The sequence below is a fragment of the Planococcus koreensis genome (assembly GCF_004761975.1).
In the GTDB taxonomy this organism is placed as follows: Bacteria; Bacillota; Bacilli; order Bacillales_A; family Planococcaceae; genus Planococcus; species Planococcus koreensis.
In genome coordinates, this window is record NZ_RQII01000027.1 from 1 (window position 1) to 25,768 (window position 25,768).

General features: G+C 45.8%; 19 protein-coding genes, 1 pseudogene and 1 riboswitch. Of the genes and pseudogenes, 9 read left to right on the plus strand and 11 right to left on the minus strand.

Features of this window, described 5'->3' with window-relative positions; genetic code table 11:
• Positions 1-2,401, plus strand: a 2,401-nt coding sequence (locus EGV91_RS06510) for a helicase HerA domain-containing protein (RefSeq protein WP_241666122.1), incomplete at its 5' end; no start/stop codon positions are given.
• 49 nt (positions 2,402-2,450) lie between these two features.
• On the opposite strand, the gene EGV91_RS06515 is transcribed toward EGV91_RS06510, so the two are convergent.
• From EGV91_RS06515 to zwf, 6 genes and pseudogenes are all read right to left on the minus strand, one after another.
• Positions 2,451-2,813: a hypothetical protein gene (locus tag EGV91_RS06515; RefSeq protein ID WP_135501872.1), complete on the minus strand. Its 363-nt coding sequence runs from the start codon at positions 2,811-2,813 to the stop codon at positions 2,451-2,453.
• 5 nt (positions 2,814-2,818) lie between these two features.
• Entirely contained in the window at positions 2,819-4,834 is a 2,016-nt protein-coding gene (dndD, locus tag EGV91_RS06520) for a DNA sulfur modification protein DndD (RefSeq protein ID WP_135501874.1), read from the minus strand.
• 6 nt (positions 4,835-4,840) lie between these two features.
• Positions 4,841-5,032, minus strand: coding sequence for a hypothetical protein (locus EGV91_RS06525; RefSeq protein WP_135501876.1), 192 nt, complete (start codon positions 5,030-5,032; stop codon positions 4,841-4,843).
• A gap of 445 nt (positions 5,033-5,477) precedes the next feature.
• A complete protein-coding gene (locus tag EGV91_RS06530; protein ID WP_135501878.1) occupies positions 5,478-6,134 on the minus strand; it encodes a Type 1 glutamine amidotransferase-like domain-containing protein in 657 nt (218 codons plus the stop codon).
• A 151-nt stretch (positions 6,135-6,285) separates the two neighbouring features.
• A pseudogene (gene gndA, locus EGV91_RS06535) lies at positions 6,286-7,703 on the minus strand (NADP-dependent phosphogluconate dehydrogenase).
• 104 nt (positions 7,704-7,807) lie between these two features.
• Positions 7,808-9,325, minus strand: coding sequence for a glucose-6-phosphate dehydrogenase (gene zwf, locus EGV91_RS06540; RefSeq protein ID WP_338325025.1), 1,518 nt, complete (start codon positions 9,323-9,325; stop codon positions 7,808-7,810).
• 226 nt (positions 9,326-9,551) lie between these two features.
• Between zwf and EGV91_RS06545 the strand changes: the two genes are divergently transcribed.
• The 8 genes from EGV91_RS06545 (at position 9,552) to EGV91_RS06580 (ending at position 19,785) form a co-directional block, all read left to right on the plus strand.
• The gene (locus EGV91_RS06545; protein WP_135501880.1) at positions 9,552-10,169 is read left to right on the plus strand and encodes a cyclase family protein; all 618 of its coding nucleotides are present in this window, start codon (positions 9,552-9,554) and stop codon (positions 10,167-10,169) included.
• Positions 10,170-10,595: 426 nt separating this feature from the next.
• Positions 10,596-10,844, plus strand: coding sequence for an acyl carrier protein (locus EGV91_RS06550; protein WP_135501882.1), 249 nt, complete (start codon positions 10,596-10,598; stop codon positions 10,842-10,844).
• Entirely contained in the window at positions 10,837-12,231 is a 1,395-nt protein-coding gene (locus EGV91_RS06555; protein ID WP_135501884.1) for an AMP-binding protein, read from the plus strand. Before EGV91_RS06550 ends, EGV91_RS06555 begins: the two co-directional genes overlap by 8 nt.
• A gap of 88 nt (positions 12,232-12,319) precedes the next feature.
• On the plus strand, positions 12,320-13,771 hold the full coding sequence (locus EGV91_RS06560) for an MBOAT family O-acyltransferase (protein WP_241666123.1): 1,452 nt from the start codon (positions 12,320-12,322) through the stop codon (positions 13,769-13,771).
• Between the two features lie 84 nt (positions 13,772-13,855).
• Positions 13,856-14,761, plus strand: coding sequence for a hypothetical protein (locus tag EGV91_RS06565; protein WP_135501886.1), 906 nt, complete (start codon positions 13,856-13,858; stop codon positions 14,759-14,761).
• Positions 14,762-14,998: 237 nt separating this feature from the next.
• A complete protein-coding gene (locus tag EGV91_RS06570; protein WP_241666124.1) occupies positions 14,999-16,174 on the plus strand; it encodes a cytochrome P450 family protein in 1,176 nt (391 codons plus the stop codon).
• A gap of 43 nt (positions 16,175-16,217) precedes the next feature.
• Positions 16,218-16,739 (plus strand): GNAT family N-acetyltransferase, encoded by a 522-nt coding sequence (locus EGV91_RS06575; RefSeq protein ID WP_135501890.1) that lies wholly within the window; start codon positions 16,218-16,220, stop codon positions 16,737-16,739.
• A gap of 181 nt (positions 16,740-16,920) precedes the next feature.
• On the plus strand, positions 16,921-19,785 hold the full coding sequence (locus EGV91_RS06580) for an ATP-binding protein (protein WP_135501892.1): 2,865 nt from the start codon (positions 16,921-16,923) through the stop codon (positions 19,783-19,785).
• A gap of 69 nt (positions 19,786-19,854) precedes the next feature.
• Here EGV91_RS06580 and EGV91_RS06585 read toward each other — a convergent pair whose 3' ends face one another.
• The 5 genes from EGV91_RS06585 to EGV91_RS06605 all read right to left on the minus strand — a co-directional run bounded on the left by EGV91_RS06585 (position 19,855) and on the right by EGV91_RS06605 (position 25,412).
• A complete protein-coding gene (locus EGV91_RS06585) occupies positions 19,855-20,211 on the minus strand; it encodes a response regulator transcription factor (protein ID WP_135501894.1) in 357 nt (118 codons plus the stop codon).
• A gap of 17 nt (positions 20,212-20,228) precedes the next feature.
• Complete coding sequence (locus EGV91_RS06590; protein ID WP_135501896.1) at positions 20,229-21,626, minus strand: glycosyltransferase family 2 protein; 1,398 nt, start codon at positions 21,624-21,626, stop codon at positions 20,229-20,231.
• Positions 21,626-22,678, minus strand: a complete 1,053-nt coding sequence (locus EGV91_RS06595; protein ID WP_241666125.1) for a HEAT repeat domain-containing protein — start codon at positions 22,676-22,678, stop codon at positions 21,626-21,628. Before EGV91_RS06595 ends, EGV91_RS06590 begins: the two co-directional genes overlap by 1 nt.
• Positions 22,675-24,279 (minus strand): diguanylate cyclase, encoded by a 1,605-nt coding sequence (locus EGV91_RS06600; protein WP_135501898.1) that lies wholly within the window; start codon positions 24,277-24,279, stop codon positions 22,675-22,677. Before EGV91_RS06600 ends, EGV91_RS06595 begins: the two co-directional genes overlap by 4 nt.
• Positions 24,280-24,530: 251 nt before the next feature.
• On the minus strand, positions 24,531-25,412 hold the full coding sequence (locus EGV91_RS06605) for an amidase (protein WP_241666126.1): 882 nt from the start codon (positions 25,410-25,412) through the stop codon (positions 24,531-24,533).
• 45 nt (positions 25,413-25,457) lie between these two features.
• Positions 25,458-25,549: riboswitch (cyclic di-GMP riboswitch) on the minus strand.
• Positions 25,550-25,768 lie beyond the last annotated feature (219 nt).

A 25,768-nucleotide genomic window follows, 5' to 3' on the forward strand; every position in this document is an offset into this window, starting at 1 on the left:
AAAAAAGGTAGAAGGCACAGATAATAATGTGTTAAATACAATAAAAGCGTTTAATACTTTTAATGGGGAATGGCTCCTAAGAATTATTGGAAGCAAAGGTCATTTTGACCGGGAAAAACTAAGCATTATTTCTGCTATAAAATACGCAATTTCGTATTTTGACCATTCCAATATTCTATGGGTCCCAATTTCTATGGAGGAAATTCTACGAGTAGCTGGAGCCGTAAGTTTGAATAAAAAGGACGGTATTTTTACTGCGAAAAACTTGGGAGTTACCGGCCGTCACAGTGATGATCTTCTATTAATTGGATTAGAAAGTATAGGAGATGAAGTTTATCTTCATTTCTATCCAGTTGAAGTGAAAATAGGCATTAACAGTAATGATGTAATGAAAAAAGCTCTCGAACAAGCACATCAAACCAAAAAAGTAATTGTAGATGCTTTAACTGGTGAAAAAGGAGAAAGTTTTACAGGGCAGTTTTATAAGAACTTCTTTGTTCAGTTGTTAATTGCAAATGCAAGAAAGCTGGAAATAAGTAAATTGTGGCCGGAGAAAAACTATAATATCTCTGATGCTATGATTGAAAAATTATTGAAAGCGGAATATAAAATTGGACAGCACCTTACACCATTTATTGGTGAAGGCTCGGTTCTCTCATTTAAGAAAGAAGCGCATTTTAGAAGTGTAAGTAAAGAAGATGATGTTTTAATTATGAATTTACCTGAGCAGGACGGTTACGAAGGTTTGGTTAAATCTATTTCGAATTTATGGGAATGGATTCAACATGAAGAATCTGATTTTATTAAAGAGGAAATGCTTTCTACTCTTTATATGCCTAGAGAAGGGTCTAAAGCTCTCTTAGTCTCCCCGAGCGGAGAGTATAAAGTAGAAGAAGATCATGCTTATGCCAAGAATTACAATAATAAATCTGGAAATACGGTTAAAATTGATGAATTGGAGAGAGAACCGCAAGGGATTTCTAATGTTAATCCCCATGGTATTCATGAGAATAATACTGAACTTAAAAATGAAATCGAATCAATGAAAGGTCCTGAGGTAGAGCCGAAAACAATACAGGAAATAGAAGCAGTTAAAGTTCCCGAAGTTGAACCTAGCGTAATACTGGAGATCGAACCGGAGAAAGTGAAAGATAGAGAGCTGGAACCAACTCCTCAAATCGTCCCAGAAGAAATTCCAGAGAAAAAACCGGAACTAGAAGTCAAACCAGAATCTGAGCGTGAGCCAATTCCAAAAATTGAGAAAAACCACAGTATAGACCTCAAAAATATCCGCATTAAAATTGGGAAAGTGGAAAATTCCAATAGGGATATTTATTGGGAATTCGGAAATTCTTCGTTGGCAAATCGTCATTTATTAATTTCAGGCGGTTCTGGACAAGGGAAAACTTATTTTATGCAATGTCTTCTTTTAGAAAAATCCAAACTAGGTCTATCAAGCATTGTCATTGATTACACAGAAGGGTTTCTCCCAAACCAGTTAGAACCGGAATTTGTTGAATATCTGGGTCCTAAGCTTAAACAAAAAGTAGTTATTAGTGAAAAACTGCCAATTAATCCTTTCAAGAGAAATGTGAGGAATATTGGGGGATTGGAACTTCCGGAATCGAATACTGACATAGCTGAAAGAGTAAAAAGTGTTTTCTCTTCAGTGTATAAGAGTCTGGGCATTCAGCAACAAAATGCAATCTACGAAGCTGTAAGAGAAGGAATGGATCAATACGGAGATTCAATGGATTTTAAGAAGCTAAAAGATCTTTTAGAAGATGCGGGAACCAGTTATGCAAAAACGGCGCTTTCTCAAATACGGCCTTTAATTGACCGGGATTTGTTTGATTTCAGTGAATCAATTGACTGGAAAAAAATCACTGAGGCTGATGGCGAAATTTTCATCATCCAATTGACTCTATTCCCTAGAGATGTTCAATTAGTTATCACAGAGTTTATACTATGGGATATTTGGAATTACTCAGTCAGATTTGGGAGCAAGAATCATCCGCTGCCTGTATTAATGGATGAAGCTCAAAACTTGGACCATACCGAAAAATCACCATCTGCGAGAATTTTGACCGAAGGAAGAAAGTTCGGTTGGTCAGGCTGGTATGCCACACAATTTTTGAAATCCCAATTAGGCGCAGATGAATTAGCTCGTCTCCAAAATGCTGCTGAAAAAGTTTACTTCCTTCCGCCGGAGCAAGAACTTTCAAATGTAGCAGCAAGTTTATCGAAAGATAATGGTGAAAAGAAAATATGGGAAGCTAAACTGGCTCATTTGAAAAAGGGTCAATGTATTGTTCATAGTCCGATTTTAAAAGAAAATGGGGAACTTTCAACCCCGTTGCCAACGGTAGTAAATATTAGTCCGCTTTCAGAAAGAATATAAAAGAAGAGCCCTGCCTAATCTCTGAGAGAGAATTGGCAGGGCTCGTTTTTTATAGTATTAACAAGCGAAGATCTTGCATGGAAGTTTTATTGTCATTTAAATTCTTCATTATTCTCAACCCGTTTTCGATAAGAATAATCATGTATTTATGCAGTTCATCATCATTTAGAATGCGATCGGCTTTTTGAATAATTAAATGTTTAAATAAAAGAAAATCTTTTTCTTTAATGATGTTGTCCGGAATTGTCCATCGGTTTCTCGTATCTAATTGTTCATTGAGCAAGTCATTTTCGGCGATGCCTTTTGCCAAAGCAATATGAACAACCGTCGGCCGATCTAATTCAAGTGCTGCAGTTAATGTATCGAGAATTTCTTTTCCTTCTGCTGAGAGAAGCATTCTTTTATTAGCCATTACTGTCATCTCCCAATAAATTCAAAATATCCATCTCGGATTAAAGTATATTTTTTAGTTTCGTTGTAATCGAGCATGTATTGTTTATAAGAATTGGCTTTCATAACATTTACGTAATCTTGTGTAATTTCTGTATCTGTCGACAGAATAATCACTTGGTTACTAAGTTCATTATAGTAATGATTAATCAACTGGTTTCGGTGATGACTGTCCAGTCGGCCAAGCGGCGTATCTATTACAACTGGAAGCTCCAGATCTGAAACCTTAATTAATGCCCAGATTAAAGCAGAAGATATCATTTGCATTTCTCCGGCAGATCGGTCATTAATACTGACTTCCTGCATTTTGTCATTGAATAAACGGACAGTAAAAGTATTGATGTCAAATTCTATTTTGCCGAACTCATCTTGCTTACGGAAAAGTTTTAATAACATTTTTGAAAACTCTTCTTTAATAAAATTGGCTTTTAATGTTGTAACATCCGTTATATATCGATTTAGGGCTGTAATTACCGAAGTTGTATTCTCCAGTTGAACTTTAAGTTTGCCCATATCTCCGTCATTTCCGGAATTCCGAGTAAGCTTGTTCATCAAAGTAGTTTTAATATCAGTGTCTCTTTGAATTTTATTGTTAATAGATTTCATCTGTAAAGTTAACTGGCCAACCATCTTGGTCAGACTATCAATCTTTTCGTTCTCTTCAACAGTGTCTTTGAACTCCGGCGCATTTCTTAATTCAACTTCGGTAGCTTCGAAATCTTGTTCAAGTCTTTCGATTCTATTGATAAGTTCTGAAATATCTTTTTGGTCCCGGACTGGATAGTTTTGAATTACCTGATAGTCCTTAAATGAGATATCATGAAGCTCTTTTACTTCATTCTCAGGAGTCACTTTAATTTCATGTTGATTGATCCAAATATCTTCACCGATCTTGTTAATTTGCTCAATTTGTTCAGGTGTAAGAGTTGGAGATATCGGAATATTTAATAGCGACTCCATAAATTGACGGTATGGCTTGAGAGATGCTTGTTTGACAACTTTTGCGTTTCTGGCATCTTGTTCAACTTTTAATTGTTTTTTAAGATTTAAAATATTATTTTTTAAGATAATAGGAACAATACTATCTTTTAATAAGGTATCTAAATTCTTTTTACTCTGGTCAATTTCAGAAATCAATTTCCCCTGACGTTTTACAATTTCCTCTCTTGAACGGGAATTTTGAGAGAAAATTTTATTGCGTTTTTTTCGTAACTCGTTAATTCTTTCTTCATACTGAATAATTTTTGCCCGAGTATCTTTCTTTTTAGTGTCTAGGGTAAGTAATGAACTTTGTACTTCTTCTAATTGAGTTTTCAAAGCATGGACTTGGCTGCCTCGTTGAGCTTTAATAATTTTTGCTTCAAGATCTGATTTTAAAGCATTCAAATCTTTGAGTAATTGCTTATAAGAATTCATGCCGGTAATTTTGTGAATAGCTTCTTTCATTTCGGCTTGCTCTTGTCTCACAATAATTTCTTTTACTTCTTCGCCATCGAAAATGAAAAACGGAGAAGCGTAATAAGGCATGATTTTATCGATTAAGCGGTTATATTGTTCAATGTTTTGAACTAGATTTTTCTTAGGCATATACATTTTAGGAGACTTGATAGTTACTTCTCTTTCATCCATTGTCATCATTTTATATGCGTTAAAAAACCATTTTACTTTAATGGTCCATTCTTCACCGGAGTCTGTTTCCAAAACCAGCGATACTGAACATTCTCTGCCACCTTCTCCATAAAATGTATTATTAATTACATTTGAAAATACTTTCTTATATTCTTCTTCCGAAACTTCTCTTCTACCATAAAGGACATCTTTAATAGCTTTTAAAATAGTAGTTTTACCTGCACCATTCAAACCGCCTATTAAAATAATGTTTTTTCCTTCTTTTTCTTTTACCTCAGGAGGAATATATAGATCTACTTGTTGAGTACCGTAATAAGTTTTATAGTTATCAAAAATTATCTTTTTAAATAGCATTTTTTATCACCCATTTTTTTTAGCGAAATGATAATCTATCAAATCGTCATATTGTTTTACACGCGATGCGGCGGATTGAGTTTCATAAGCAAAAGTTTCAGAAGTTCTGAGCAGTTCTTCACCTAAAGCTACTGGCACCTTTTCTGCCATGCATATAGACATCAATAAGGCACGTTCTTTCTTTTTAAATTCGGACATTTTATTACCCCTTTGTCTATAAAAATGATAAATATGGATTATTTTTACTATAACACAACGAAAGTATATTTTTAAAATAATTTCATAAGATTAAAGTAATAATCATTTGTAAGAGAAAGTGCATAAATGCACCTAGAGATAAATTGTATTTGCATGACGCTAAAGGCAATCCTCTACGATGTATAAGGAATAGCTCTTTCTATAACGAATTACCGGCTTTTAAATGATGCAACAGTGAAAATGAGAATCAGACTGTCTTTAACGGGAAGAAATAGCTGAGTACAAGCTGCATGCTTATTTTGAAAGAAAAGCAAAGTCGTTAATGTGAAGCGATATGAGTATATGTTTTTAAAATTACCAGTTCAATATTTCTTAATACCATATAAAAAATAAAAACTGAGTTCTCTTATGAGAGTTCAGGTTTTATTTTTAAAAATTTTCATAGCTAAAACGTCTCATCCATTTTCTGAATACCTGAGTTGGAAATTAAATATACATTGCCAAGAATATCGATTTTGTCTCCCTTTGTACGCAGGGCGCAATCCTTGTTCGATGCATAAACCTTCATTTCTTTCGATAAGAAAGACAGTTCCTCCTGGACCAACGCCATATTGTTTTCGAGATCAAAATGAGACAGGACGGAAAAATCGTTCAAGGCGATTCCATCGTAAAAAGAGCTTGTTTCTACGTCATAGCCAAAGTTTTTTGAGCAGAGCCATTTGGCAGACATATTGATCGCACCAGCGCTTGCGCCCATGACAATAGCTTTGCTTTTTTTGATCGGCTCTGCTAATTCATAGTCCATCAAAAACCTATTTTGTTCCATCGTATTTCCACCGAGCAAAAATATAACTGAAGCATTTTCCAGTAAGCTATGGGCATCTTCCTTCTGCACGTGAAAATTGATCAACTGGTATTCATCAAAGGTGATTCCGGCATGGTCCAGCCACGAACGTTCAGTAGCACCATCAGCTTCATCAACGAATGGAGTTGAACTGATCATCACCAGTGATTTTCGATCCGTTATGTCTTCCTGCAACACTTTTTCCAGCTTCTCTGGAAAGAAGTTGTTGAACCAACCTAAGTAATAATGTGTTTTCATAAGTACCTCCGGCAGTAAATTATCAATACTAGTCATTTTAGCTTACATCAAATTTCATGCCGAAACCTAGTTTACCCATAGAAAAAGCCGGTTCGCAATGAACCGGCTTTTTTCTATGGGATGAACTTTAACGTGTTGGTTGTTGTTTTCCCTATTGCTTAGACGACCAATCCGTGTGGAAAACGCCTTCTTTGTCTACGCGCTTGTAGGTATGGGCGCCAAAATAATCCCGCTGTGCCTGAATCAGGTTCGCTGGCAATACCGCAGAGCGGTAGCTGTCGAAATAAGCTAATGCACTTGAAAAGGCGGGTGCCGGAATGCCTTGCTGGATGGCCAAGGCCAGTATTTCGCGAAGGGAAGACTGGTATTCTTCGACGATGTCCTTGAAGTATGGATCTACCAATAAGTTAGGTAGTTCGGGATTACAGTCGAACGCCTCTTTGATGTTTTGCAGGAACTGCGCACGGATGATGCAGCCGCCGCGGAAAATCATGGCGACGTCGCCGTACGGGATGTTCCAGCCGTATTCGACAGAAGCTGCGCGCAATTGTGCGAAGCCTTGGGCGTACGAACAAATTTTGCTCATGTACAACGCTTTGCGGATCGCTTCGATCAGCTCCTGGGAGGGTCCTGCAGGAAGCTGGGGTTCAGGGCCAGTCAATAACTGGCTTGCCGCCACGCGCTCGTCCTTGATGGCCGAGATGAAGCGGGCAAAGACCGATTCGGTGACGATCGGCAGGGAGACGCCCAGGTCCAATGCGTTTTGGCTTGTCCATTTCCCGGTGCCTTTTTGTTCGGCTGCATCGAGCACCTGGTCGAGCAGCGGATTGCCGGTTTCGTCATCTTTTTTGCCAAAATGTCTGCGGTGATTTCGATGAGGTAACTGTCCAGCTCCCCTTTGTTCCATTCCGCGAAGATGCCGTGCATGTCCTGTGCGCTAAGCCCAAAAGCCTGTTTCATGATGAAATACGCTTCGGAAATCAGCTGCATGTCGCCGTACTCGATGCCGTTATGGACCATTTTCACGTAATGGCCGGCACCAAGAGGCCCCATATAGGTGCTGCAGGGAACGCCGTCCACTTTCGCAGAAATGGCATCGAGTAGTGGCTGGACGTGTCCGTAGGCTTCTTTCGATCCGCCAGGCATAATGGAAGGGCCGTTGCGGGCGCCTTCTTCGCCGCCTGAAATGCCTGCTCCGATAAAATGAAGGCCGGCTGCTTCAATGGCCGCTGTCCGTCTGTTTGTGTCTTGGAAGAACGAATTTCCGCCGTCCATCAGGATATCGCCTTTTTCAAGATGAGGAATGAGCGATTCGATGACCGAATCGGTCGTGTCGCCGGCCTGGACCATCATCAAAATTTTGCGGGGCGTTTCCAGGGAAGAGACGAACTCTTCGATGCTGTAAGCGCCTTGGATGTTTTTTCCCTGCGCCTCTTTAGCGGACAGTTCATCGACCCGCTCTGTCCAATAATCATAGACCGCTACCGAAAAGCCTTTGCTTTCCATATTCAATGCGAGGTTCGTGCCCATTACGCCTAAACCGATAACACCGATTTGCTGTTTCATAATATTCTGCTCCATTCCTTATGGTGTGTGATACACCGATTTTTTCTATTTCATGTTCTAGTGCTTCGTTTGCAGGTGCCAGTTCCTTAGGGAACCTGGCATCCGTGTTACCACCATTTATGCTGTTTTTGCTGCAACAATTCTTCTGCCGCTTCGGGGCCTGTTGAACCTGCGCGGTAGCCATGCAATGGCAGCAGGTCTTCCTCATAGGCGTTCAATAATGGCTCGATCCATTCCCAGGACAGTTCGACTTCCCGCCAGTGGGCGAAAAAGGTCGAATCGCCGAGGATGGCATCGAACAATAGAAGTTCGTAGGCTTCCGGCTGATTTTCTGAACTGGTGGAGAAGTCGATCCATACCGGCTTGAACTGATTGCCGGATGCTTCTTTCAAGTTGACGCGCAGCGAAATGCTTTCGTTCGGACTGATTTCAAGCACCAGCAAATTGGGGGAAGTGCCTTTCAAGCGGTCTGAATCGACCATCTTGTGCTTGAATTCGACGACAATCTGCGTGGACTTCTTGTTCATCCGTTTCCCGGTGCGGATATAAAAAGGGATTCCCTCCCAAGATGGATGGTCAATCGCCAGGCGTGCTGCGAAATATGTGTCATTCTTGGAAGACGCTTCAACGCCGGGCTCCTCTTTATAGCCGGTAACCGGTGCATCGTGGATTTCGCCGGCTTCATACTGGCCGCGGACCACATGCTGATGCGCTTCTTCTTTGCGGATCGTCCGAAGAGAAGCGAGGATTTCTGTTTTCTTCGTCTGGATTTTATTGTCCGTCAAGTTTTCCGGCAGATAGAGGGCCGTCATCATAACCAGTTGGAGAAGGTGGTTCTGCACCATATCGCGGATCGCACCGGCTTTATCGTAATAATCAGCGCGCGTTTCCACGCCCACAATTTCACTGGCCGTAATCTGGACGTTGGAAATCAGTTTTTGGTCCAGCAAGGAGTCCAATACCGGATTTGCCAAAATCAAGGTATTAAGGCTTTGCACCATCGGTTTCCCCAGGTAATGATCAATGCGGTAAATTTCATTGTCGTGGAATGTTTCCAATAACTTATCATTTAATTGCCGGGCCGTTTCCACATCGCGCCCAAATGGTTTTTCAATCACGAGGCGTTTCCAGCCTTTGTTTTTGTCGAGGCCGCTTGCGTGGAGGTTGGACGTGATGATATCCACTAAACTTGGCGCCACGGACAAATAGAACAGCCGATTTTCCGGAATTCCCAGTTCTTTTTCCCGCGCTTCAACCAATTTGAGCAGGTTCACGTACGATTCTTCAATGGTCGCGTCAAACGTGAAATAGCGGAATTTTGCTAAAAACTCCTGCAAGTTTGACGGGTCAACGCTTCTTCTGGAATAGGCGCAAAGCGCTTTTTCCACTTTCGATTGAAATGCCTCGTCTGAAGCATATTTTCTGCCCAAACCGATGATCGAGACCGTATCCGGCAATTTTCCATCGAGATACAAATTATATAAAGCTGGGAATAATTTTCGCTGTGCCAAATCTCCCGTCGCGCCGAATAAAATAAAGGTCATGTCTTCCATGGACCAATTGTTTGGAGATTCGATGAACCCATCTTCAGGATTGGCTTCTGCTATTGGTCTTTCAGTGTTCATACATTAAATCCTCCTAATTTCATCAAGCTGATTTTCACCATGGCTGAGTATTGCAACAGTTTTTAGTATAATGATTTATGCGCTGTAATGTAAGTATGCGGCTTGAAAAATCCTTATTATTCACACTGACGCTTGTTTAATATTTTTTTCACTGGACAGTTTGCTCCAAAACATGCGAAGGTTTAAACAACGGCATACAACTAGCCATATTGAAAGGGTTGATTTGATGAAAATGTACGATATCACAGGTTCTATTTATGAAGGCATGACCGTCTACAAAGACAAACCGGAGAAGCAGCCGAAACTCAATCAGCAAACGAACGGCTACGTTACGGAAACGCGTCTGGAATTGGATGTCCATACCGGCACGCATATCGATGCACCGCTTCACATGATGGTTGAAGGCGAAACATTCGAATCGGTCCCATTGGATAAATTGGTCGGGCAATGCAAAGTGCTAGATCTGACAAACGTGAAGGATGCTGTATCAAAAGTGGATCTGGAAGGATTCGGGCTCCAAAAGGATGACTTTGTTTTATTCAAAACAAGAAATTCGTTTGAAGAAGCTTTTGACTTTGACTTTGTTTACTTGGCGAAAGACGGCGCAGACTATCTGGCTGAAGTCGGCATCCGCGGAGTGGGCATCGATTCGCTTGGCGTCGAAAGAAGCCAGGAAGGGCATCCGACGCATAAAGCCCTGTTCGCGAACGACATCATTATTATCGAAGGGCTGCGCTTAAAGGAAATTGAGCAAGGCGAATACTTTATGGTCGCAGCTCCGTTGAAATTGATCGGCACCGATGCTTCACCAGCCCGGGTATTGTTGTTTGAGGGACTTGTCTAAAAGCCTCGGCGTGTCGGTTTTTGTGGATAAACAAGCGCACCCACAACTTTTAAACTTATCCACATGTGCATAAGTTTGGTTCTGCGAGCAGTCGGTCTGACTGTAAAGAAAAATCATATCGTGAATGAATGAAGCTTCTCCTGTGTTCAAGGGGGAGCTTTTTTCTGTTTGAAATCCGCAGTCGGCGACATGATTGCGGGGAGTGAAAGGCTTGAAAGTCCGGTATAAGTACAATAACCGCATATAATTACCATGTTGACTTTTCGTTCGATATACTTATAATTGATGATGAGAATCATTTTCAATTAAGAAATTTATTCAAAACGCTCATAAAGTGTAAAGGAGCAGATGGATCTGCAAGCTGCTTGAGCAAACCAGACCTTCACACAGATGAAAGTGAAAATAACTATTGATAGGGTGTAACTGATGAAAAATATCGAAAAATATAGAAATGCATTTATGGACGCGTTGGAATTGGAAGAAGACGAGGCCGTTGAAAATTTAGCGCTAGGGGAAACAAGCGAATGGGATTCACTTGGGCATATGATTCTTATTTCTACGATTGAGGATGCGTTTGATGTCTCCATAGAATCTGAAGAGATGACGGAGTTCGATTCGTATCGCTCAGGAATGGAGCTATTGAAACGGCTGGGAGTAGACTTTGTTAATGAATAGTTTCAAACAGCTTGAGGTGTTTGGAAACCGCACCGCTGTCCATGCTGAACGCGAATATTCCTACGCTGAAATGGTGGAAATTTCGGACGCGATCTGTGGTGAAGTGGGTGAAAGAACACTCGTTTTTTGTTTGTGTTCAAATAATAAAGAGTCTTTATTTGGCTACGTCGGCTTTATTAGAGGCCATGTGGTGCCCGTTCTGTTGGATGCTTCCATCCAGCTGGACCGGCTGCAAAGGCTGATCGACCTTTATCAGCCTGCATACATCTGGGCGAGCAGTGAAAACGAAGACCTCGCAAAGACAATGGATCGTGCATTTGTGTTTGGAGATTACACCTTATTTAAATGCCGGACCTTTTTCCAGCATGAGCTGGATGGCCAGCTTGCGCTCCTTTTAACAACCTCCGGAAGTACGGGCAGCCCCAAATTTGTCCGCTTAAGTTATGAAAACATCTTCAACAATGCAGAATCCATCGCGCAGTATCTGAGCATCGAGGCAGACGATAAACCGATCACCACATTGCCGATGAATTACTCCTATGGCCTGTCCATCATCAATAGCCATTTCGTTTGCGGAGCGGCGATCATTGTCACGGATGCCTCCATCCTGAAAAAAGAGTTTTGGGATTTATGCAAAGAGCAAGGGGCAACGACTTTTGGCGGCGTCCCTTTCGTGTATGAGATGCTCGACAGGCTGAAGTTTGAAGCGTTCGATCTGCCAAGCTTAAAAAAACTGACGCAAGCAGGCGGGAAATTAAGCTCGAATCTAGCGGGCAAATTTGCTGAAGTCTGTGGCCGGAAAGGGATTCAATTTTTCACCATGTACGGCCAAACGGAAGCAACGGCGCGAATGAGTTATTTGCCGCATGAAAAGAATCTTGATAAAGCCGGAAGCATCGGAATTGCCATCCCTGGTGGAGAACTGATGCTGGAGGATGATAAGGGCCAGAAAATTACAGCGCCTCATGTGAACGGCGAATTGATCTACAAAGGAGCCAATGTTTCTTTGGGGTATGCTGAGTCGTCGGCCGATCTTTCGAAGAAAGATGAGAATAACGGAATGCTGCACACCGGGGATTTGGCTTATTTTGATGAGGATGGTTATTTCTTTATCACGGGACGACTCAAAAGAATCGTGAAAGTCGCTGGAAACCGCATCAGCTTGGATGAAGTTGAAGGGCTTTTACAGGAGCATGGCCATGAGTGCGTCTGCGCCGGGACGGATGACCGGTTGTCTATTTACACAGTAAAAGAAGACCGTCTTCAAATTAAAAAATTAATGAAGGAAAAATTAAACTTAAAGGGCTTGGAGATTATGCGAATTGAGGAAATTCCGCGTAATCCCTTCGGAAAAATACTTTATTCCGAGTTGCCTGGACAGGGATGATTCATCAGCGTCTGAGCCCGCAGCAGAAGATGTAAGTGCATGTCCCGTTTTATGAAAAATCTTAAGTTTATTTTTATCAGGTGATTGAATGACCTTTATATCAATTGAGTTTCTCTTGTTTTTCGCAGCCATCGTTTTTACGTATTACGGGATCCCGCACCGGTGGAGATGGGTTCTGTTGCTGGCAGCAAGCTATAGTTTTTACGCTTCTTTGAGCAGCTATTTCGTCCTGCTGCTGCTGGCCAGCACCGTTTTCACTTATTTTACGGGAATGCTCATCGAGAAACAGGAAACCAAAAAACAGAAGAAAAAAGCCATGCTGCTTGGCATTTGCGTATTATTGTTTTTTCTCGGCTGGTTTAAATATTTTAATTTTGTCAATGACTCCGTTCGGGCACTTTCAACCTACCTGAATTGGAATTATGCGGTGCCGTACCAGGAAATTGTCCTGCCAGTAGCCATTTCTTTTTATACGTTCCAGGCCGTCAGTTATCTGGTGGACATCTACAAAGGCAAGCAGAAAGCGGAGCGGCATTACGGCTATTTTTCCATCTATTTTGCGTTTTTCCCGCAATTGGTTGCGGGGCCGATTGAACGCGCGAAGAAATTGCTTCCGCAATTCAAAGTGGAACAGACCTTAAACTATGAAAATTTAAGCTATGGAATGAAGCGGATCGCCTGGGGATTTTTTAAGAAAACATTGATTGCAGACCGGCTGGCTCCGATTGTTGCAGGTGTGTACGACAGTCCTGACCCGACCGGTTCGCAAATCGTCCTGGCGACGATTCTCTTCTCGATCCAATTGTACGCCGATTTTTCAGCGCTCAGTGACATTGCCATCGGTTGTACCAGAATGCTCGGGATCAAACTGACTGAAAACTTCAAGCAGCCGCATTTTGCCGTGTCGATCGGGGATTTCTGGAACAGGTGGCACATCACGCTTTCCAATTGGCTCCGGGATTATATCTTTGTCCCGCTGTGCAAAGGGAAAAAGAAGAGAAGTGAAATTTATGTAGCCATCGTGATTACGTTTTTGGTCAGCGGCATTTGGCACGGAGCCGCTTGGACTTTTGTGTTATGGGGTCTGATCCATGGGTTCTACCGGGTTTTCGGCGATCATACCAAACACGCCCGCGGCAGGATGGCGTCCTTTATCCGGTTGGATAAGAGCCCCTCGCTCCATAAATGGGTGAAGATTGCCATCACGTTCCTGCTGGTTTGCTTTTCCAGAGTGTTTTTCCGTTCGGATTCCGTTGCAGCAGCATTTGAAAATGCACGGCTGTTTTTGACGTTCAGCTCGTGGAAACCATCTGGAATTGTGGAAGCCGCTGAAATGTTTTCGCTGCTGGATCTAGTGATTTTCGGTTTTTTCTTTGTCATTATGCAAGTGTTTCATTATATCGAACGAAAAAATGCTTCCACATGGACCTGGTTATCGCAGCGGCCGGCATTCGCACGAGTTGCCGTTTATATTTTAATCGTAGTTTCCATCCTCGTATTCGGTGTTTCGGGTGAGGGGTTTATCTATGGTGGATTTTGATCGAAATGCAAATAACGTAGGCATTTTGTTGGCGGGCGATTAAATAATTTTGGCAAAAGAAGTACTGCATCGAAAGGATTTGCTATGGGCCGTTTATTCATTAAGGTAATAATTATCATTATTGCAGCTTTGCTGCTGTTCATCCCGGCAAATAACTTTGTCAAGGATTCGTATGACTACAACATCAACCGTGACATACTGGCGTTCAAGAAGAATCCGCATCCAGTGGATATCATCAATCTGGGTGCCTCCCATTCCATGTATGGCTATTATTTTAAGCCGACTGGCCTGTCCCATCTGGATTTGGCTCTTCCTGCACAGACGGTTCAATACGACTTTAAGTTATTGAAAGAGTATGGCAAGCATCTTAAACCGGATGGGGTGGTCATCATTTCCATCTCTCAAATGACTTTCGCGAATTTCGAAATCCTGGACATCGGAAATTATTATGAAATTTTGGATCATAGCGAAATTGAACCGTTCCGGCTGCTGGATTATTACCGTTACATGTATTTTCCAGGGGCAAATGGGGAGAGTGTCAACGCTGCGCTCTCAGGCACGTTGAAAAGCTATAGATGGGATTCCCATAAGCCCTGGGCAAACAACGGCAAAAGCTATGCGGAAAGAAAGTATGAACACGTAGAAGCCCAATATAGACAAGCGACTAAAAAAAATTACGTTGAACAAAATGTGAAGCAGTTGAGGAAAATGCTGGAGTATTGCAAAGAGCAGGGCTACCAAGTCATCCTGACGATGGAGCCGGTGCATCAGACTTATCAAGAACATTTCGATGAAGACGTGATGAATCGGCTTGTTTTTCAGTACCTGGACACGCTTGAAATCGATGCTCCTTTTTTAAATTACATGAACGATCCACGATTCGCAGACAATAAAGGCCTTTTTCTCGATTCCGACCATTTAAACAGTGAGGGGAGAAAAAAATATTCCTGGATCGTTTACGAGGACCTTAAGAAATTAGGGTATTTCTGAGCGGTTTATATAACTTTCGGCGATGATCTCCTGGAAGACAAGAAGTGGTATGCGATTCTTGTCTTCCATGAGATTTTTTTATTTCTATACCGGCAAATCTTAGTTGAAAGAGGTTCAGATAAACTGGTGTTTGTCCTGAAGCCGAGGGGACTGGAATATTTCCTGCGAAAATTAACCCGAAGAACCAATGACTTTCTCTGCCAATCGGGTATAGGGTACAAAAAGGAGATGAAGCCAATGAACGAAGATTTGTTTTCCTCATCATTCATCCAAAATCCGTATCCGGCCTATTCAAAACTGCGAGAAATGGATCCGGTGCATTATGTCCACTTTCCGGATGGGCAGCGGGGCTGGCTGGTGACGGGGTATGAAGACGGCGCAGCTGTGTTGAAGGATGCCCGTTTCATCAAAGACTATTCGAAGCTCTACGGCGGCAGCATGGGCGAGATGTCGGTCTTCACCCAGAACATGTTGTTCTCCGACCCGCCGGACCATAAACGTCTGCGCGGGCTCGCGCAAAAAGCGTTCACGCCGAAAATGATTTCCGGCATGCGCGGCCGCATCCAGGAACTGACGGACGAGCTGCTCGATGGCCTTGAAGGGAAAGGCACCGTCGATCTCATTGATGAATTTGCGTTTCCGCTCCCGATCATCGTCATCTGCGAAATTTTGGGAGTGCCGTCGGAAGACCGCGATAAATTCCGCCTGTGGTCCAATTCGATGATTGAAGGCACGAGCGGCGAAATCGGCGTCAGTGTCTATCAGCATATGAACCAGTTTATCCAATACCTCGGGCAATGGTTCCAGCAGGTACGCGAAAATCCCGATGACGACTTGATCAGCAAATTGATCGAAGCGGAAGAGGAAGGCGACCGGCTGTCCGAAAAGGAATTATACGGCCTCGTTTCGCTGCTCATTATTGCCGGGCACGAAACCACGGTCAACCTGATCGGCAACACGGTGCTTGCGCTCATGGCAAATCCGGAGCAGCAGGAAATGCTGCGGCAGGAGCCGGAACGGGTGCCGCAGGCGATTGAGGAGTCGCTGCGTTTCAATGGGCCGGTAGAATTCAGCACGTCGCGCTGGGCAAGCGAAGACATGGACTTCCGCGGCAAGAAAATCCACCGCGGCGATGTCGTGGTGGTAGCGCTGAATGCGGCGAACCACGATCCTGCTAAATTCGATGAGCCGGAACGCTTCGACCCTTCGCGCGAAAAAAATCCGCACCTGGCATTCGGCATGGGCATCCATTTTTGCCTCGGCGCGCCGCTTGCCCGCCTAGAAGGCGAAATCGCCATCTCGAGCCTGCTGTCCCGCTTCGCAGACATCCGGCTGGCCGTAGATGAAAGCGAGTTGGCGTGGCGGCCGGGCATGATCGTGCGCGGGGTCAAGGAACTGCCTGTTTCGTTATAATAAGAAGACAGCCACACAACATCGTCACTTAGGAGGAATGTTAGTGCCGCAAGCCACAACCCCTAGATTGCAAATCATCACGTTCGAACTCGATATGATCAAAGCGCTGCTCGAAGGACCCGAAGAGCTGGAGAAACGGATTCCCTACCGCGTGCCTGCCGACTACCCGATGGACGTCTACAAGCAATTCTTTCCGTATAAAATCGAACGCTTCACCGGGCAGCCGGAAGAGAATCGGTGGGAAGGGCTGATCGTCCACAAGGAAAGCCGGACGATTATCGGCGACATCGGCTTTAAAGGCAGCCCGAACGAAAGGGGCGAGATCAACCTCGGCTACAGCATCCTGCCGCGCTATCAAGGCGCAGGCTACGCAACAGAAGCGGCCGTTGGCATGGTCGACTGGGGGCTGGCGCAGCCGGGCGTCCAAAAGATCACGGCGACATGCTCGCTGGACAATCACGCATCGATCCGTGTGCTGCAAAAAGCGGGACTGGTGCAGGTGCGGGAAGACGACAAGAAAATCTATTGGTCGTCTCCCGAAGAACTGAACGATCCAAACGAGTGAAAACAAGGAAATGCCGATTCACAATGAATCGGCATTTTTTTATGGAAATTTCCGCAACGACTTTTGGAAGTATCATTCATTATAAAAATAAAAAAGCATATATATGGAAGTATCAATCGATTATACTTAAGACAATTCCCAAAAGGGAAACAACGCAGAAAAGAATCCAGGAGGCACGTGCATGCGGAATTCAGCAGAAAAAGGGATTAGGCATAAGTATTTAAGGTTAACCATTTCGTCGCTGTTAATCTGTTCGGTGGTCATCACCGGCATTTATTTTTACATCAACGCGCAGCAGCAGGAACAGGAAGCTGCCTACAACGAATTGATCGAGAAACAGGAAAAGCTGAAAGAACTTTCGCAGTCGTTGAATCAGCTGTTTTTCCGGGCGCGCGGCTTTTATGCGTTCCAAAACGAACGGGAATTGGATCTGGCCTATGTCGAACTGGAAAGCTTGAAAAATACGATCAAGCAGATGAATGCGTTGCCGTTGACCGCGGAAGAACGAGAGCCGATCGCGGATTTAAGCGAGTTTTTGGTGGCGTATGAAAACGAAGTGCTTGCGAATTCCATTGCGGCCGTGCGGGCGGATGATTATGCGCTCTTGCGGGAGCTGTCGCAGGACGGCACCAACTCGACGGTGAATGCCTTTGTGGCGTTTGCGGCGGACAACGAGCGGGCTTCTGAAAAGGCGCTGCGGCAATTGAACCAGGATATCTTGAAGCAAGCCGAGAATTTCGCCTTCTTGCTGACGCTGCTGTTCCTCCTGTTGTTTGTCATTATCGCGATGGTCATTTTGCGGGCGTTGAACGATATCGTCAAGCCATTGGAAGGCATGCGGGAATCGATCGAGGGCTTTGTCAGCGGCGAGGATGTTTCCTATAAGCCGCTTGACCGCACGGATGAACTGGGCGTGCTGTCGATGACATTCCACAACATGATCAAGACCATCCAAGGCAACCAGGAAGAGCTGACTACCCAAAACCAGGCCTTGCTGCTGAATAAAACCGAATTGCAGGAAAAGCAGATCAAGCTCGAAGAATCGCTGGAAGAAACCGAGAAGACTAAAGACCGGCTGATCCGCTTCAATGATTTGAATCACGTGCTGTCGTTCACTTTAGACAAACAAAAGCTCGCCAATGCGACGATCCAATATTTCAATGATGTCTACGACATCGATACCGGAGTGCTGTGGCTGCCGAAATCGGGTGAGTTCGCCTTGACGGGTTTCACCGGAACGATGTTCCAGCAATTCCGGGAAGAGCGCATGCCGTATCTCACGGCCCGCTTAAAGGACCGTGAATCGTTCACAATGAAGCGGGAAGCGCTGCATGAAAAAGGCTTTGCCGTGGAGAAAGTCTATGTATACGATTTATACGCCGCGGTGAAAAACGAGGAAAAAGATGACGTCGCGCTGATCGGCTTGTCGCGTGTGGGCCGGGCTTTCTCGAAAGAAGAAGAGCAGGACATCAGCGGGCTGCTGAATCAGATGCACCTCGCGATCGACCGCATCCAATTATACGATGCTGCCATCCATGAACGGACGCTGAACGAGCGCATCATCAATAACATCAACGAAGGCATCCAGTTCATTTCGAAAAGCGGCACGATGGTGCAGCACAACGACACGATGTGCGCGATGCTGTATTGCGGAGACGTGCCGCTTGATGCGCACGTCGACCAGGAGGTGTGGATCCAGTCGATGTCCGAACAGACGACGACGCCGGAAGCGATGCTTGCATTCTTGCGCAAATGCATCGAAGCGACAGATTCCGCGTCGAACACTTTCCAATACACCATCAAAGAACCGTACGAGCGTGTAATCGACGTCTACAGTACGTCTGTTATCGTCGACAAAGAAAAGACAGGAACCATTTTTGTGCACCGGGACGTGACGCGTGAGCACGAAGTGGACAAGATGAAGTCTGAGCTTGTCAGCACCGTCAGCCATGAACTCCGCACGCCGCTGTCGAGTGTGCTCGGATTTACCGAGCTGCTGCTGAACAAGCAGCTGAAACCTGAAAAACAGGAGCGCTATTTAAAAACGATCTACAAAGAAGCGAAGCGCTTGACCAATTTGATCAACGACTTTTTGGACCTGCAGCGCATGGAATCCGGCAATCAGGTCTACCGCATGGGCAAATTGTCGATGAGCGAGATGATCATCGAGACGGCCGAGAAATTCCGCACCCAGAACATGCATCCGATCGTTTTCATCGACGATGCTTCGGATGTCATGATCGAAGGCGACCGGGAGCGCCTCGCACAGGTATTGATGAATTTGATCGGCAACGCCATCAAGTTTTCGCCGCAGGGCGGCAATGTGACGATTTCGCTGAAAAATGATTTCAAGAACTTGCACGTCACGATTCAAGACCAGGGAATCGGCATTCCAGCAGAAGACATTCCGAAATTGTTCTCGAAATTCCAGCGCATCGACAATAGTTCGCGCCGCAAAATCGGCGGCACCGGCCTCGGCCTTGCAATTTGCCAGGAAATCATCCTGAAGCACGACGGCCATATCTGGATCGATTCGCAGGAAGGGCTCGGCACGGCCATCCATTTCGAGCTGCCGCTGCTCGCTGAAACTGTCGAATACACCGCTCACGAAGGCGCCGAAGAAAACCCGCCGGTGATGATCGTGGAAGATGATATGAGCCTGGCCTTGCTGCTGTCGGAAGAACTGAAGCTGAACGGCTTCAAAGTGATTTACCACACCAGCCCGGAAGAAGCGTTCAAAGAAGCGAAACGCACGCCGCTTGTGGGTGCTGTGATCGACATCATGCTCGGCGAGGAATTGAGCGGCTGGGACCTGGTTGACATGATGAAAAAGGATGACGCTACGAAAGGGATTCCAATCGTCATTTCCTCGGCGCTGGACCCGATTGCCGACGTCCGCAAAATCACGCAAATCAGCCATTATTTGACGAAACCTTATGCTCCGGTCGATTTATCGAAAGTGATGAAGCTTCTGCTGGACGGCCAGCACCAAAACGGCGTTATTTTTTACCCGGAAAAAGAAACCGTGCCAGGTGGAAATGATTGAATACAACCGAATTTTAACGCCACGACAACAAAAAAACGAACAGGCCCATAATGGGCTTGTTCGTTTTTTTCAGGAAGCGAGTATTTTCTCTACAAGTGTCAGCAATTCCATCGGGCTGAACGGCTTGGACATGAAATAATCCGCCCCTTTTAGGATGGCTTGTTCGCGGTCTGCGTCTTGCGCTTTGGCCGTCAGCATCAGCACACGGGTGTTGTTCTGGTCTTTCCGGACTTCTTCAAGCACTTCGATGCCGGTCAGATGAGGCATCATATAATCGAGGACAATGAGGTCGTAATCGTTTTCCCTGATTTTTTGCAGCGCTTCTTTGCCGTCTTCGGCTTCTTCGATTTTGAAATCGTCTTCGAGTGTATCGGTGATAAGGATGCGCAAGATGTCTTCGTCATCTGCCACTAATATTTTTTTCATAGCTGTACCTCCTTAAACTAAGATGAAATGCCTTTGCGTTTCATGTCGCCCCAATGGGCTTTTTTCTGGAACGCCGCGAAAATGCCTTGGACGCGCCACAGCACCATCAGCGGGCGGTACCAAAAAGCCTCCGTCAGCGCCCAGAAATACAGGCGCGCGAGATGGGACGCTTTCGGGTATTTGTGGAGCGTCAATTCTTCCAGCAGCACGGCCAATGCTGAAATGAGCGAGCCGTAGAAGATGGTCACCAAGAACAGCACGCCGGCCGTATTCGGGTCGACGAGCGAGAAGAAAAAGCCGCCGAAGATGATGAAATAACCGGTAAACTCGAATACGGCACCGAGAAGTTCGACAAACAGGAAATAGGGCATCGACACCAAACCGATAGCTCCGTATTTCGGGTTCAGCATCATTTTTTTATGGGACCAAAGCGTTTCGAATAATCCGCGCTGCCAGCGGATCCGCTGCGACCGGAGAACTTCGAGCGATTCGGGGGCTTCGGTCCAGCACACAGGGTCGGGGATGTATTCAATGCGCTGCTTGGACTTTTCTTCGCGCAGCAGGCGGTGCAGGCGCACCACCAATTCCATGTCTTCGCCCACGGTGTTTTTATTGTAGCCGCCGGCTTGTATCACGCGTTCTTTGTTGAAAACGCCGAAAGCGCCGGACACGATGAGCAAAATGTTCAAATGGCTCAAGGCGAGGCGGCCAATCAAAAAGGCGCGGAAATACTCGACGATCTGCATTAGCACAACGGGATTCTTTGGCAAGTCGATGATTTCGACTTTGCTGCGCGAAATGGTGGAGCCATTGGCAATGCGGACAGAGCCGCCGGTGACGATGATCTGGCCATCCGACTCGATGATCGGTTTCATCGTTTTCAACAAGCCGTCATTTTCCAGGATCGAATCGCCGTCGATGGCGCAGAAATAAGGGTAAGAAGACAAGTTGACGCCTGCGTTGAGTGCGTCCGCTTTTCCGCCATTGGCTTTTTTGATCAAACGGATATACGGGAAGACCGTCGATTGGTAAATGGCCGTGATTTCGGCTGTTTCAATGTGGGTGCGGACAGCGAAAGGGATCTGTTTCATGTTGAACGCTTCGATCATGCGCTCGGATGTCTGGTCTTTCGAACCGTCGTCGATGACGATAACTTCTTTTTCAGGGTATTCCAGTGCCAGCAGCGAGCGGACGGTGCTGACCACGCCGACTTCTTCGTTATAGGCAGGAACCAGGATCGATACGGGATACGTGTTTTGGTTGCCCAGGAAATCTTCGGTCGATTCTCTGCGATCGAGTTTGTCTTCTCTTTTCACTTTTCGGAATGCCAGCAAAAAAAGAAGCAGGTAGCTCAAGCTTGAAAACAGCATATACGCAATGATGACATACGCTGCAATTTGGAAAAAGGCATGCATTAGTTTTCACTTCCTAAAAGGGACGATTTCCACTGGCTTGCCATGTCCCGGGCAAAGCGGTCCGGATGGGTGGCGGCTAAATGGGCAATAAGGATATCTCCATCCGCAAATTGCACCAGCGCTTCGGCAGCGGAATAGCGGACCCACCAAACCGAATCGCCCAGCAGCTCGCTGAGTGTTTCTTTAAAGCGGGACAATTGCAGCCTGCCGGCAATGCGGGAAGCGAACATCCGCTCCTGCCAGGAAAGCGACTGGAAAAATGGCAGCAATAAGCTCGGGTCGGTGATGAATTGCAAATGGAAAATGGCTTTTAATGCCTGGATGCGCATCTCGCTGTCTTTGTTTTGCATCTCGCTTTCGATGCGTGGAAGAAACGCGATCAATCCGGCCATGCCGATATAAGAAATGGCCGCGTGCTTCAATGTCTTGTTGTTTGTTTCATTCCGCAAAGCGGCGCTCAGCTCTTGTGACCGCGTGTGCTCTTCCAGGCGCTTGAAGATATCCAGGTAAAGGCGCACCGGCGCATCGGGATATTGCGCCAGCACGGACAGCGTTTCGGGCTCATTCAAAGAAGCCAAGGTTCGAAGCAGCTGCTGCGTTTCCTGGTCCAAGAGAGTGGTTTTTCGGAGTTTTTCTTTCAGCATCGGCGCCAGCGACTGCATATGGAAATCTTCGATAAAGTACAGGGTGTTCATCCGGATCGCCCAGTTCCTCCGCGTCAGCTGTTTGGCGTAGCGCTCTGTCAAAAAATCTTCCGACAATTGGGCGACAAGCGGGGAAGTGGTGCTGCCTTTCGCCACTGACACATAGCCATTCAGCAAGCGCTGAAGAACGACTGTCTGGTGGGGAGTGCTGCGGATTTCCTGCAGGAACCGGTCATCGGCAGGGTCCATCATATAAGAGCTGAAGGACTCGGTTAAGTCTTCATATTGTTCGTTGATCGTCCGTTCTTTTTCCGACAGCCTGTGTTTGCGCAGCGCCAGCATGAGCAACAGGACAAGCTGGCTGAGGAATAGGAAGACATTCAGGAGCCAAAAAGAATAAATGGTCAATTGAACATCCTCATGGTAAGCCGCTGAACGCGTGCCACGATTTCCTGTGCATAAAATGGTTTGAGGATGTAATCGTCTGCGCCGCTCTTTAACGCCAAGACGATGTCGGATTCGTTGTTGCGGGAAGTCAGCATGGAAATGACGATGTTTTCGTGCGGGTACTGGCTGCGCACTTGGTTCAACACTTCCAGGCCATCCATTTTCGGCATGACGCCGTCGAGCAAGATCATGTAATTCTCGTCCGGTTTGTACCAGTCGGATTCAACGAAACTGGCACCGTCCGTATATTCCTCGATATAAATGTCAAAGTCATCGGGTTTCCAGCCTGAAAATTGCCTCGACACCAATTTGCGCACGAGTGAATCGTCGTCGACAATGATGATGTTGAGGTGGCGCCGCAGGTCATCGTTTGACAGTTCGTAGACAATCGTCTGGTTTCGCCCATTCTTTTTCGCTTGGTACAACGCCTGGTCTGCCATGCTCACCAACGTGTCCTGTTTCAGGCGGTATTCGCTGATGCCGGCGGAAAAGTTCACTTGGAACGGCTCGGAGGCAAGGGACGAAAAATCGCTTTCAGCAAAAGCGGAGCGGATGCGGTCGACTAAAATGGCGGCAGCCTGTGCTTTTGTGTCCGGCAGGATCAAGGCAAATTCTTCTCCGCCGTAGCGGAAGAAATAATCCGATTCCCGTTTCATGTCCAAGACGAGCTGGCTGAATGCCTGCAGCACTTTATCCCCGACCGGGTGTCCGTAGGTATCGTTGACTTTCTTGAAATGGTCGAGGTCCATCAAGACGAGGGTGAAGGCGCTCCGGGTCCGTTCCGCCAAAGTCGTCATGTGCGCCAGGACGTTATTGAAATACTTCCGGTTGCCGGCGCCTGTCAGTTCATCGAAAAGCGTCCCTTTTGAAATCGCTTCTTGGTTTTGCAGACGGTTCATGACGTAAGCGGTAAAAAAGGGCATCGTCAAAGGTTTGGCAAGAAAATCGGTTGCGCCGATTTCCATTGTGCGGATCTGGTTTTCGATGCGGCCATCGACACTGGTTACAGCAATCGGCAGGTAGCGGCTTTTCGCGGCTTCGGAAATCCGGGCAGCGAGCTCAAATCCATCCACATCGGGCAATTGCAGATCGACAAGGACCATCTGCGGCTGCAGGGTATAGAAAAACTCCATGCCTTTTTTGCCGGTAAGCGCAATAACGGCCGGAATGCCTTTTTCTTCGAGGGATTCTTTGATGGAAGAAGCAAACTCGGCGTCCGCGTCAATGATCAAGACGAATGACTCTTTCACCGGGGCATCTTTTGTGGCGTCCACGGCTGCTGGCGAATCGGGCACGTCTGTTGTGAAAAAGGCCGTCAAAGCGGCCATGAGGGCATTTACTGAATCGATTGGCAGCAGTGCGGTGCTGTCTTCTGCGAAAAACGCCATTTGTGCGCCGCAAAACTCGGACAGCTCTATCAGGCCGATGGTGCCTGCCGTGCCTTTCATCGTATGTAAAAACCGGTAAATTTCCCGTTCGGGTATGTGCGGCTGGGCCGTCCATTTGGAGAAATCCTGCTCCATCCGGTTGGCAAGCATTGCTTTATAATTTATTGGGGGCATCCCAATTCACCTACTTAAAAAAGATTTAACTGTCTGTTATTATACTCTATTGATCTATGGAATATAATAAATTTCAACCATAATATGTAAAGTTGTGTATAAATAGAAAATTTTTTATTTCATAAATCTTAGGGGAGGCTGGCTTATGATTGTTTTCGTGTTGACATTCTTTACGTCTTTGAGGCAGAGCAAATGCCGGATAGCCGAAAAAAAAGACCTGTTGATGGCATGCATCAACAGGTCTTATGTGTTTACGGCTGCAGCGCCAGCCAGCTGCCGACGTGGTGAATGGCATTTCCTTTGTACGCCGGATTTCCTGCGTAATGGGCAGCGACTTTGGCCAATTCCTGCTCCATGAAGGCTTCGCCTTCTTCGGCAAAGGTGATGATGCTGCCTTCGTCGGTGGTGCCGGTTTCTACGCCGACGACAATACTTTTGCCGAGGCGCTGGGCCATGGCGATTTCGTTTTTGACGATGTCGATAATCATCGGCGCGGAATCGCGGTACGCCATAATCGTAACGCCGTTCGTGTTGGCGATGATCCATTCAGCGAGCAGGCCGCTGCCGAATGTGTTTTTGTATTTAATCTCATCAAACCAAAAAGGCATATCGGCTTCTAGCGGAAGCGCAAGTTTAGCGGTACTGGTTCGAGCTCTTTGGACAAGCGTTTGATACGCTTTGACCGTGGCTGCCCGGTTGGTGTTCCAGCCGCTGTATAAATACGGTTCGACGTCCAAATGGACACCCGCAAAGCGTGCGTTTACAGCTGCCTGCGTTTGGTAATCAGCCAGCCACGCCATGAGGCGGTCTTGGTTTACATAGCCCTTCGGCGCGACCCATGAAGGGGCTCCATCGAGCGCATAAACGTCGATTCCCAGCGCTTTCGCTTTGCCGATGAAACTGCCGTAGGCGGCTTTTGGCACGTCCCGGTCGATTTGGACATAGACTTTGTTCAGTTGTTTGCTTTCCAGAAAAGCCAATGTGCCGGCTTCGTCGCTGACAAACATCCAAGGATTCCAAAGCCACGTTGCACGTGCTTGCTGGGGAACTTCACTTGCTTCGGCCTGGTTCGGGCTCGTAAAGGCCATCAATGAAACGACTGCCATGACAATCACCATCACTTTTTTCAACATATTTAATTTCCTCCATTCTGTCAGCCGAGGCCCACAGAATGGAAGCCTGGCAGCTTGACGACCGTGCACCGAGTGATCGGTGTGTAGGCTCATAGCTTTGCGTCCTTCCCTTTCGGATAAGTTTGCCTTTTTCAGATTATTTTTGTTTATTGTACGCCTGCAAATGACTTTAGTCCAATGAAAATAGAACTAGTGTGGAAGTTTTATTTTTTACCGCTTTTTCCTGTTCCCAAACTGAGGCAAAAGCGTTTCGCCGGTGTGCTTTTTTGCCCGAAAGAAAGCTTTGTTTGCAGCAAATGTCTCTTCGCTTGCAGCAGCAGATCAGTTCTTTTTTGTGCCCAAAGCGGCGTATAAAT